The organism is Tritonibacter multivorans (assembly GCF_001458415.1).
Lineage (GTDB): Bacteria > Pseudomonadota > Alphaproteobacteria > Rhodobacterales > Rhodobacteraceae > Epibacterium > Epibacterium multivorans.
In genome coordinates, this window is sequence record NZ_CYSD01000008.1 from 1 (window position 1) to 9,554 (window position 9,554).

At 56.2% G+C, this 9,554-nt stretch carries 10 protein-coding genes, 1 tRNA gene and 1 pseudogene; 6 read left to right on the forward strand and 6 right to left on the reverse strand.

Annotation, left to right across the window (positions count from 1 at the left end; genetic code table 11):
* Positions 1-542: 542 nt before the first annotated feature.
* Positions 543-623 (reverse strand) — tRNA-Met (locus tag TRM7557_RS01135).
* Between the two features lie 105 nt (positions 624-728).
* Here TRM7557_RS01135 and TRM7557_RS01140 point away from each other — a divergent pair.
* From TRM7557_RS01140 to TRM7557_RS01160, 5 genes are all read left to right on the forward strand, one after another.
* Positions 729-1,868: a tyrosine-type recombinase/integrase gene (locus TRM7557_RS01140; protein ID WP_058288386.1), complete on the forward strand. Its 1,140-nt coding sequence runs from the start codon at positions 729-731 to the stop codon at positions 1,866-1,868.
* A 109-nt stretch (positions 1,869-1,977) separates the two neighbouring features.
* Positions 1,978-2,169 carry a helix-turn-helix domain-containing protein gene (locus TRM7557_RS19475; RefSeq protein ID WP_207382607.1) on the forward strand — a complete coding sequence of 64 codons (192 nt, stop codon included), beginning with the start codon at positions 1,978-1,980 and terminating at the stop codon, positions 2,167-2,169.
* Entirely contained in the window at positions 2,166-2,681 is a 516-nt protein-coding gene (locus TRM7557_RS01145) for a bifunctional DNA primase/polymerase (protein WP_058288387.1), read from the forward strand. The genes TRM7557_RS19475 and TRM7557_RS01145 overlap by 4 nt, the downstream gene beginning before the upstream one ends.
* Complete coding sequence (locus TRM7557_RS01155) at positions 2,674-4,272, forward strand: phage/plasmid primase, P4 family (protein WP_074942213.1); 1,599 nt, start codon at positions 2,674-2,676, stop codon at positions 4,270-4,272. Before TRM7557_RS01145 ends, TRM7557_RS01155 begins: the two co-directional genes overlap by 8 nt.
* A gap of 126 nt (positions 4,273-4,398) precedes the next feature.
* Positions 4,399-4,992, forward strand: a complete 594-nt coding sequence (locus TRM7557_RS01160) for a helix-turn-helix domain-containing protein (protein ID WP_165592394.1) — start codon at positions 4,399-4,401, stop codon at positions 4,990-4,992.
* A 411-nt stretch (positions 4,993-5,403) separates the two neighbouring features.
* On the opposite strand, the gene cas2e is transcribed toward TRM7557_RS01160, so the two are convergent.
* From cas2e to cas7e, 5 genes are read right to left on the reverse strand one after another with little or no spacing between them, the layout of a single operon-like run.
* Positions 5,404-5,697, reverse strand: coding sequence for a type I-E CRISPR-associated endoribonuclease Cas2e (gene cas2e, locus TRM7557_RS01165; protein WP_058288391.1), 294 nt, complete (start codon positions 5,695-5,697; stop codon positions 5,404-5,406).
* Complete coding sequence (gene cas1e, locus TRM7557_RS01170) at positions 5,697-6,581, reverse strand: type I-E CRISPR-associated endonuclease Cas1e (protein WP_058288392.1); 885 nt, start codon at positions 6,579-6,581, stop codon at positions 5,697-5,699. The genes cas2e and cas1e overlap by 1 nt, the downstream gene beginning before the upstream one ends.
* A 1-nt stretch (position 6,582) precedes the next feature.
* Positions 6,583-7,353: a type I-E CRISPR-associated protein Cas6/Cse3/CasE gene (locus tag TRM7557_RS01175; RefSeq protein WP_058288393.1), complete on the reverse strand. Its 771-nt coding sequence runs from the start codon at positions 7,351-7,353 to the stop codon at positions 6,583-6,585.
* On the reverse strand, positions 7,350-8,072 hold the full coding sequence (gene cas5e, locus TRM7557_RS01180; RefSeq protein ID WP_235811370.1) for a type I-E CRISPR-associated protein Cas5/CasD: 723 nt from the start codon (positions 8,070-8,072) through the stop codon (positions 7,350-7,352). The genes TRM7557_RS01175 and cas5e overlap by 4 nt, the downstream gene beginning before the upstream one ends.
* Positions 8,073-8,089: 17 nt before the next feature.
* Positions 8,090-9,067 (reverse strand): type I-E CRISPR-associated protein Cas7/Cse4/CasC, encoded by a 978-nt coding sequence (cas7e, locus tag TRM7557_RS01185; RefSeq protein WP_328586529.1) that lies wholly within the window; start codon positions 9,065-9,067, stop codon positions 8,090-8,092.
* Between cas7e and TRM7557_RS19480 the strand changes: the two are divergent.
* Positions 9,067-9,554, forward strand: a pseudogene (locus TRM7557_RS19480) (transposase); the annotation flags it as partial. The gene cas7e and the pseudogene TRM7557_RS19480 overlap by 1 nt on opposite strands.

Genomic DNA, 9,554 nt, shown 5'->3' on the forward strand with positions numbered 1-9,554 from the left:
CGGGACATTGCTGCGCAATGCCCTGCCGGTCAGTGGATGCGCAGGCTGTCCCTGCTGCACCCAACCTATTGAGAAATCGACAAAAGGCCTGCCGATCTGCTTGCATATTCGCTCTCGTGATCCAAGACCATCCGCACCGCTCTGGCACGCAATTCATCTGGATAACGTGTTCCGTTCTTCGTCTTTCCCATAACCCAGTATCCTTACTTCGGGGTCTCCGGCAAACAAGGGGCGGTTCACGACAGGGTGAGGTGCAGACGCCGCTTACGCTCTTTCAAGATCCCAATGATTTGTTCCTCGCTGAAACGGCTTCTCTTCATCATCTGTCTCCTCAGTTGGTGAACAGGCTAACTCTAAGCCAAGGACATTTCAGGGGAGCAGGTCAATCGACAAGATTGTTTTGACGCCCTCTGCAGATGGAGAAGGCATGGAGATTGAACTGTGCGGTGATCTTGGGGGTTTGTTGCGGCTCGCGTCGGGCGCAGGCGATCACAACGCGGGCGCTTGCGGTGAAGCCACTGATTTTGCTGGTAAAATAGTGTTGGTTGCGGGAGTAGGATTTGAACCTACGACCTTCAGGTTATGAGCCTGAGTGTTCAAATTCATAACCTCCTGACATATCATGAATTTCCCTTTGATTTCGCGAAATTAGGCGAAATTCGTTTGACGTGAAGAGTCGCGAGATGCCACACATCGCCTCCTCCTGCCGGACACATGACGGACACACAATGCCCAAGCTCAACGAAACATACTCAAAGAAAGCCCAAGTGCCAGACACGGGAAACAAACTCTATCGCGACGACGAACTCAAAGGATTTTGCCTTCGAGTCACGGCGGCGGGACACCGCTCCTTCGTGTTGAACTATTCGATCGATCGCCGTGAACGCCGAATGACTATCGGTGCTTTTCCCGCTTGGACGGCAACCGCGGCGCGTGAGGAAGCCAAGCGCCTCAAGCGCTTGATTGACCTGGGGGTTGATCCGCTTGAGGAAAGAATTGCCCGAAAGACGGCACCAAAAGTCATCGACTTATGGGATGAGTACCAGCGTATTCACCTTCCCACGCTGACGGATCGAAGCGCCCGAGATCAGCGCAGCATGTGGGAAAAGTACATTTTACCAACACTACAAAACCAACGAGTAGCGGAACTAACCTGTCAGCAGGTCGATCAGTTGCATGCTCTGGTCACCCAAGCCGGTCGCCCAACACGGGCGAACAGGGTTCTGGAGGTTTTCCGAAAGGCTCTCAATTTGGCAATTCGTTGGGGATGGATTGAGAAGAATCCGGCTGACGGATTCCGCCGGAACGCCGAAACGGCCCGGGAGCGTTTTCTTAGCTCAGAAGAGTATCAGCGGGTTTTTGACGCTCTAGACCACATGCCGAACCAGAAAGCGGCCAATGCGATCAGACTACTCATCCTGACAGGCGCGCGACGCGGTGAGGTGCTCTCGCTTGAATGGCATGAGCTGGATCTGGAACAAGGCCTATGGCACCGCCCGGCGGAAAAGAGCAAAGACCGAAAACCGAAACGGATCACAATTTCCAACGAGGCAGTCGTATTGCTGCGCGTGATGCGCGAAAACGCGGATAGTGGATTTCTCTTCCCAACGTCCAACGGCACCGCAATGCAAGACCTGAACCGCCCTTGGAAGTGGCTCAAGGATGAGACTGGTCTGTCTGACCTACGGATCCATGATTTGCGACATTCCTTTGCATCGGTTTTGATCTCAGGCGGGGAAACGCTGGAGACTATCGGTAAGTTGCTTGGCCACTCCCAGCACCAGACCACACTGCGGTATGCGCACCTCATGGATGACCCTATGCGCCGTGCCGCCAATAAGTTCTCAGAAAGTTTTATCAAGATCTGATTTCGCGAAATCATCTAAATAAAACAGTGGCTTACAGCTCAAGCCCCCGGCTATAAGGTCTCCACCAACACCAATTTAGGAGACCCAATTGACTGACGTAAATTTCAACATGACCCCTTTGGAAACGGCGAAATTGCTCGGCGTTTCCACCCGCACCTTGAGCCGCTGGCATACTCTTCGAGTTGGCCCTGCTCGGTGCAAAATCGGGCGCAAGGTGCTCTATCGCCGCGAGGCCGTGAACGTCTGGTTGGCACAGAATGAGACCCAGCCTACCCGCTCCTTCTCCGGAGGTACGGCATGAACCCTTTGGAATACGCGCTCCGCTACGCAGAGCAAGGCCTGGCTGTCTTTCCGACTCATTGGATTGAGGACGGCCAGTGCTCCTGCGGCGATCCGGATTGCTCGAGCGCCGGTAAACACCCCCTCTATCCGGGTGGCTTCAAGATTGCGTCGACCGATGCCGAAGTCATCAAGGAATGGTGGACGACCACGCCGAAGGCAAACGTCGCCATCGCAACCGGAGCAGTGTCAGACGTTTTCGTAATCGACGTTGATGTCTCTGACGGAAAGGTCGGTGAACAGTCTTTGAAGGCCCTCGAAAATGAGGTCGGAAGCCTGCCCAAAGACGCTCTCGTGAAAACTGGGAGCGGCGGTTTCCACATCTACATGCGCATGCCTGACCAGACCGTCAAAAACTCAGCCAGTAAGATCGCGCCCCACATCGATGTCCGGGCCAACGGGGGATACGTGATCGCACCGCCTTCCACCCACAAATCTGGCAATCAATATGAATGGATGAACGACAATGTTTAAAGCTATCCCTGAAGCCCCACCGAAACTCCTGGGCCTTCTGACTAAACCGCGCCGCGCCCCGGCAAATGCAAACCGTTCCCCCTCCGGCTTTATGCAGCCAGGTTCCAGGAACAACGACCTTACCAGATATGCCGGGTGGCTGCGCAGTAACGGGGCTTCTGAAGAGGCAATTTCTGGCCATCTGCATTCGTTCAACCAAGCTGCAGAAGCACCGCTCCCGTCAGATGAAGTCGACGCAATTGCCGCGAGCATCAGCCGGTACCCGGCTGGTTCGACCATTGAGGTAGACGACCTCCCTCTCGCCCGCCGCATCGCACAGCGTGTCGCCAAGACCGTATGCCGGACTGGTGGAGCCGGTTGGTTGCGCTTTGATGGTATCCGTTGGGTCGCAGACCTGGAAGGTGCGCACGCGAAAGAAGAAGTGAAACGCGTGCTCGAGGAAATGTCCGCTCAATTGATCGCGACGGGAGATCGGAATGCCCATAAAAATGCCGGTCACCTTCTTACTGCTAGCAAGGTGAAGCGGATGTTCGAGCTGATCGCGACTGATCCCCATATTGTCCGCCTCTTTGAAGACTTCGACAAGGCGCCGCACGAGATCAACTTGCAGAATGGCACTTTGTCGCTGCAGTCGCGCGAACTCCGCCCGCACTCAAAGGAGGACATGTTCACCAAGGTGGCGAATGTTCATTACGATGAAAAAGCAACCTGCCCCGTGTTTGACGAATTCCTGTCGTCCTGTTTGCCGCCTGAAGAGGCTGCCTTTGTGCTCCGGCTGTTCGGGTACGCCCTTCTAGGCCAGCCAAAAGAACAGGTGTTCGCGATCTTCCACGGCCCTGGCCGGAACGGCAAATCAACGCTTGTAGAGGTTATGTCGCACCTTTTGGGCGGCTATGCCTGTAGCGCTGAACCCAGCAGTTTTATCAAACAGAAAAACGCAGGAGTTCGGAACGATCTCGCCCGCCTTAAGGGAGCTCGGTTGGTTTCAACTTCCGAACTCTCGACGGGCGAGATCCTCGACGCGGCATTGGTGAAGCGCATCACGGGTGGCGACACTATCACTGCGCGCGCTTTGTACAAGGAAGCAATCGAGTTCAAAGCCGAATTTGTGATGTTCATGGTAACCAATAACCTACCCGTTATCGACGGTGGTGATATGGCTTTGGCCCGCCGTTTGATCCTTGTTCCGTTCAATAACACTGTTTCAGCAAGCGATTGTGATCCCGGCTTGCCAAGCAAGCTGCAGGCGGAGGCCAACGGGATCCTCAACCGTCTGATTCAAGGTTGCAAAGACTACCTAGAGAACGGCCTCAATGTGCCAGCTTCACTCAAGCAGAGTGCGGAGAACTATGTCAAAGCGGCTGATCTGATCCAGCAATTCCTTGATGCGCGTTGTGAGTTTGGTCCCGAGCTTTCGGTCCAGGCCTCCGAACTGTATGGTTCCTACGCCACTTGGTCGCACCAGAATGGAACCCGAGCAGTGTCCCAGCCAATTTTTGTGACTGAGATGACAAAGCGGACAAAGATTGAGAAAAAACGGAACAGCAAAGGCTTTTTTTGGCCAGGGGTTCGTCTGCGGTCGCCTTACTAACACTTAACCAGTGTATGTAGTGTAGTCTCTTTCTTAACCCCCTCAAAGAAAACGAAGAAGGGAACAGTTTAGGTAAAGGGCTACACCACCTACACGTTCCACATTTCCAGACAAAACGTGTGAAAAATGGGCACGAAATCTATAAAAAAACTTTTCCAAGAGCCCTCTCTTTGGCCCCCTATTCCGCCGTGGTGGTTGCTGGCCTCACCAAAAGCAGCAGCCCTGTTGAATGTAAAACCGGCAACACTGCAAAAGTGGCGCACAAGAGGAGAAGGACCCAGAGCCGTCCCAGCGATGTACCTTCGCCCCGCTCAGGGCAATCCGAGCTTCTACCGCTATGGCGACATCCGGGCCTGGGCCGCACAAGCCATTGGTCTTGAGTTCAGCTTCGAGGAGCAAGCGGGTATGTTCCTCGAAGAAGACAGTAAAACCTCCCGGCCAGAGAATGGCCTGCAACAAGCCGCAAGCGCCTTTGATCATATTTTCCAATACGATCATGCCCGTTTCCGAAAAGGCATTGGTTTGATCTACTTTCCCGAAGCCCGATTGGCCGAGCTAGACGAATACTACTCAGCCCAGCCGGTTTTCCGGTCAGAGAAACAGCGCCCGGTGTTCTGTGGACCGTTCGACCACCAGGACGCTATTCAGCACATCATGGATACCTTCTACAACCTGGCGCCAGAAGACATTCCCCCACGCGACCCAATTGAGTGGCGCTAAACGCTGATTATCTCGCGCAGTCAACGCGTACTCTGAAGAAAAAGCCATGGATTATGGTCCGCTCCTTCAGGTTGTCACCGTGGTGGTCATAATCGCAAACGTGATCCACCACAGGTGACGGCCTGACGGCAGGGGGACATATGCCCTCCTGTCAGCCCAGAGTAGCGCCGAACGGAGCAGCCAGCAAGAGGCCCCATGCGGGGTCTATCCCAGCGTGAGCGGGGGAACCCGTATCGGGGCGCGCTACGATTATACAGGTGTGGGTCTATCCCCGCGTGTGCGGGGGAACCGGCCGATCCGTGCCGATGGCGAGGCGGCCGAGGGGTCTATCCCCGCGTGTGCGGGGGAACCTCTAGGGATTAATGCGTTGAAATTATTAAATTGTCAAAGAGCTAAGATAGATTTTGGGCGTTAACCGCGTTTTGCAAGCAGGATGCCATCCGCATCCACGATGTCTTTTGGCGGCTCTCCCAGTGTTTCAATTCGCAGGTGCCCGCTTGCGGATTTATCGCGCCAAATCAGGGTGAGCGACCCTTTTCCCAGAACGGACCACCAATCGCTCAGCACGCGCCACAGGCGGGTTCTCACCCCTGCGGTCATGTCAGGCGCTACGTAAACACCCGCTGAAACTTCGAGCATCAACGAGGTCAGAAAGCCCCTGTATCGCGGTTCGACATCACGGGTGACCACAATCGTCAGCGGCATCAGGCGGTGTCCTCCTCCGGCTTAAACAGCTCTTTGATCCGTTCTATCATGTTTGGGATGAGGTTTTCGTCTGCAATTGCCCGTCCCAAACGCCGCCTGGTCACCCGCTCGATGTTTTCAGACGGCTTTTCTTCAATCTGCTTTGCAGCCTTGAACGCAACCGGGATTGTAATCTCATCGCGATACAGATCGGCGATATCCAGAACAAAGGATTGCCCGGGATCTTCGTGGATAAACCCAAGTTGGGGTATTGTGCCGGTTGCAGAGACTGCAATGGCAGCCGCAGCCTCCACCGCACTAGCAGCATGATTAAGCGCCTGATTGGCTAGGTTTGCAGCCAGCGGGTCCCCCCGGTCATACTTGCGGCCGTGCCATTCAATTCCGATGCGATCGGCCCAAATGGCATAGGATTGCTTCATTCGAGCGCCCTCGATTCCGCGCAGGACGTTGATGTCCCGGTGCGGCAAAAACTCGCCCAGACGCATGGCATACATCCGACGCGCGATTTGAATTTTCGTGCCCGCATCTGCCCACACCATCGCCTGGCGGCGCGCCAGTCCAGAGCGATCTGGAATTAAGGGGGGCGCTGTGTAAAGGCGCACGCCGTCTTCACCAACGGCAGCCAAGGCCGTTCTGGCATGCGCAAGAAGACGAAGCGCGTCATGGCTGACAGTGGACCCCGGCCCCAGAAGGATCATCGACACCGCCTGCAACGGAATACCATATTCTCCGGGTGTTAGAGCATCCGCTTCTGTTGGCGTCCCTTGAATGAACGAAAGTGTTCCTTCACGCGCGACAAGGGCTCCTCTGGCGAGGTACAGACACCCCGCCCGATCCGCATGCGGGACTTTGGAGGTTTCCAGCCCTAGTCGCCCTTTCAACATCTTAGCTGTGGCTTTCCATAGACTGCGGTTTCGAAACTTTTTGTGGAGGGCGCAGCATCATCATTCCGTAGCCATAGGTTCTATGCCGCCCAATTCCGCGCGCGAGCAGCTGCGCATAAGCAGTCGGATCGACAATGGAGAACGTTCCTTGAATGATAACGTCCGGTCCCTCGACGCGGCGCCCATTGCGAATAATCATAGAACGTTCACAGCGGGCGATGACAGTCTGAGACCGCTCTATGTCCACAGCGCCTTCCAGCCGCTTGGCCAGCCAGTCCAGATAGACCTCTTCCCGGCTCAATCGCGCATCTTGCGGAGCGCGGGCCACATAGGGCAAGTAAGCATCAAGCTCAGCGCCCTTGCGAAAGGCTTCGCCTCCCATCTGAAGGGGCTTTGCCAGTCGCACGACCGGGCGAAAGCGCAGGTCAAACCCTAGCCGCTGGCCCGCAGACCATGCCGCTGCAGGTCGTGGGTGCGAGCGTAAATCAGCCAAGTCAATCACTGATGCCATCGCCGGATCAAACGTCTGAGCTGCTGCCACAGCGAGCTCTTCATGCGTTTGCGCCGCATAAGCATAAAGCGCGCCAGTTCTTGCACCGCGCGAAACCATCAAACGGAAAGGCTGCAAAACCGCCGGGCCGAAACTCTCCCCCAGCAGGTGATGTAGCGCCAAGCCTTCGTCAAACACCCCGCGACAAGACAAGCCGCGGGCCTCCCCCCAGACGTAAAGCGCGCGCAGGTCGATGGGTATATGGATCAAATGGGTGGTCATGCGCCATCTCCGTCAATTGGGCCTTCAATGACGATACGGCGACCTGCATGCAGCCCTGACAGCCAATTGCGCAGGTCCGGTACATCATACTGCATGGCACCAGCCGGCACATCTTGTTCCGGCGCGTCCGGCCAGATCCCTAGCCCAGGCACTCCAATGGCCCTGAGCGCAGCCAAGGCCGTTTCAGCCTCCAGAACCCCAGTAAAAATCGGCACAGTTGGCAGGCAGGTCTTGCGCCCGATAAAAAGTGGGCGCGCCGGACGAAGGAGCGCCGCCTTCAAATCTGCGATCGTCACAGTGGCGGAAGGCGCTAACCCAATCACGACACGAGTCTCATGGTCTGTGAGATACTCACGCTGGCGCCGGTGGGTGAGCCATTTCTTCCCTGCCTGATTTCCGATCTGTTGCGGCAATGAAGGGTTCCTATAAGATGGCCCCTTATTGCGGGCCTCGGGGCGCCCAGATGTCGTCCAAGCGGCTTCGCCTTCGTATACTCTCGCATTTTGGTTGTCTGAGATCCGTTGCCCCTGTCTCGCCGTCAAAGCCGCGATGATCAGCTGATCTTGCAAGGCCTGTAACGCAACCCCGTCATAGCGCTCGTAGCCAAGCGCATTTCCCAAAAGCCCGGTTATCGCGGACAGGGACGGATAATTGCGCGTGGGGCCAATATGGTCGATTGCAACGCCGCCAAAAGACATAAGCGGCGCGCGCAGCGTCAAATGCAACCATTCGGCCATCAGTCGGCCTCTTGCGGGGCCAAGGATTTCGCAAATGCGGCCAAATCGCGCAAACTGCCCCGCGTTGCAGAAGGAACCTCGCGGTTCGACAAGCTCATCACGTGACGGGTTTCCCCGGTCTCATAGGCCTGATCCATCGCCGCAAGGTGACCGCATAGCACCGCAACCGCCGTGGATGTTTCTGCTCTGCAGGGAACGCGATAGGCATCCGCCAGCGAACGGGGCTGGCGATCCCCGGCCTCAAGCAGCATAAACGAAGCACGGCTGTAGGGGGCCGTTGATCCAAGCTTTGCACCGGGGGACACTTCGGCGATCAGATAGATAAGATTGTGCAACACCTCCCCCATCAGCCCAACATCGCCGCCGAGGTTCAGATGCAGAGCCGACAAGTCTACCACGACATAACCATAAAACAGGCCCGACGTGAGCTCGGTCTCTTGAATGGTGTCAGCGCCGGTATCATCTGCCTCTGCCAGATCATCAACGGCGACAAAGTAGTCACTTTCAACTTCTTCAGCGTGGACCGTAAAGGCATGGGCGACATGAAGCGCCGCATCGATGTTGGCCCGTGGATCCGATGTCACCATGCGCCCGAACAAGGCCCCCGCAAGACCAGCAGGTAGTTTTGCTCCTGAACTCATCGCCTTTAAGTTGCTCTTATTGGTCTTAAGCCATTCTGCGGCCAATGACTTGGCTGTCCTTTTGTCTGCACCGGCGTTTTCTGCCATCTGCTGGGCTTCTGCTTTTAGAAAAGCAACCTCAGGCTCCCCCAGCAATAGCGTTTGCCGCGATTGTTTGGACGTGGCCTTCTCACCGTAGACGGCTTTCAACATGGCCTCCTTTATCTCAGACAGCACGTCTTCAGAGACACCACCGGACCAGCCCTCAAAAACCTTCTTTTCAATTGTTTCCCTGACCTGCCACGGGATTTTTCCTCCACCTGCGATTAGAGTCCGGCCCAACCTGAGGACGGACAATGAAGCGAACGAGATTCACGGACGAGCAGATTATTGGCATCCTGGCGGAGCATGAGGCAGGCGCGAAGTGCGCAGACCTGTGCCGAAAGCACGGCATGTCGGAAGGCACCTTCTATAATTGGAAGGCCAAGTTCGGCGGCATGACGGTGTCGGAAGCAAAGCGGCTGAAGATGCTCGAGGATGAGAACGCGAAGCTGAAGAAGCTGCTGGCAGAGCAGATGCTGGATTTAGCGGCGATGAAGGAATTGGTTTCAAAAAAGTGGTGACGCCTGCTGTGAAGCGCGAGGCGGTCGCGCATTTGAGGTCCCTGCTCGGGCTCTCGGAACGGCGGGCGTGCCGGATTGCCGGGGCGGATCGTAAGATGGTCCGCTACCAGGCACAGCGTGCGCCGGATACGGAGCTGCGCGGCCGCCTGCACGAGCTGGCCAACGAGCGCCGGCGGTTCGGGGATCGGCGGGCCCTTCTCCCTCCGCGGGGGGGGGGGGGG

What these genes read in the sequence shown, in the direction of transcription:
- TRM7557_RS01140 (WP_058288386.1), top strand. Translation starts at nt 729, where the DNA reads ATGCCCAAGCTCAACGAAACATACTCAAAGAAAGCCCAAGTGCCAGAC.
- TRM7557_RS19475 (WP_207382607.1), top strand. Translation starts at nt 1,978, where the DNA reads ATGACCCCTTTGGAAACGGCGAAATTGCTCGGCGTTTCCACCCGCACC.
- TRM7557_RS01145 (WP_058288387.1), top strand. Translation starts at nt 2,166, where the DNA reads ATGAACCCTTTGGAATACGCGCTCCGCTACGCAGAGCAAGGCCTGGCT.
- TRM7557_RS01155 (WP_074942213.1), top strand. Translation starts at nt 2,674, where the DNA reads ATGTTTAAAGCTATCCCTGAAGCCCCACCGAAACTCCTGGGCCTTCTG.
- TRM7557_RS01160 (WP_165592394.1), top strand. Translation starts at nt 4,399, where the DNA reads ATGGGCACGAAATCTATAAAAAAACTTTTCCAAGAGCCCTCTCTTTGG.
- cas2e (WP_058288391.1), bottom strand. Translation starts at nt 5,697, where the DNA reads ATGCCGCTGACGATTGTGGTCACCCGTGATGTCGAACCGCGATACAGG.
- cas1e (WP_058288392.1), bottom strand. Translation starts at nt 6,581, where the DNA reads ATGTTGAAAGGGCGACTAGGGCTGGAAACCTCCAAAGTCCCGCATGCG.
- TRM7557_RS01175 (WP_058288393.1), bottom strand. Translation starts at nt 7,353, where the DNA reads ATGACCACCCATTTGATCCATATACCCATCGACCTGCGCGCGCTTTAC.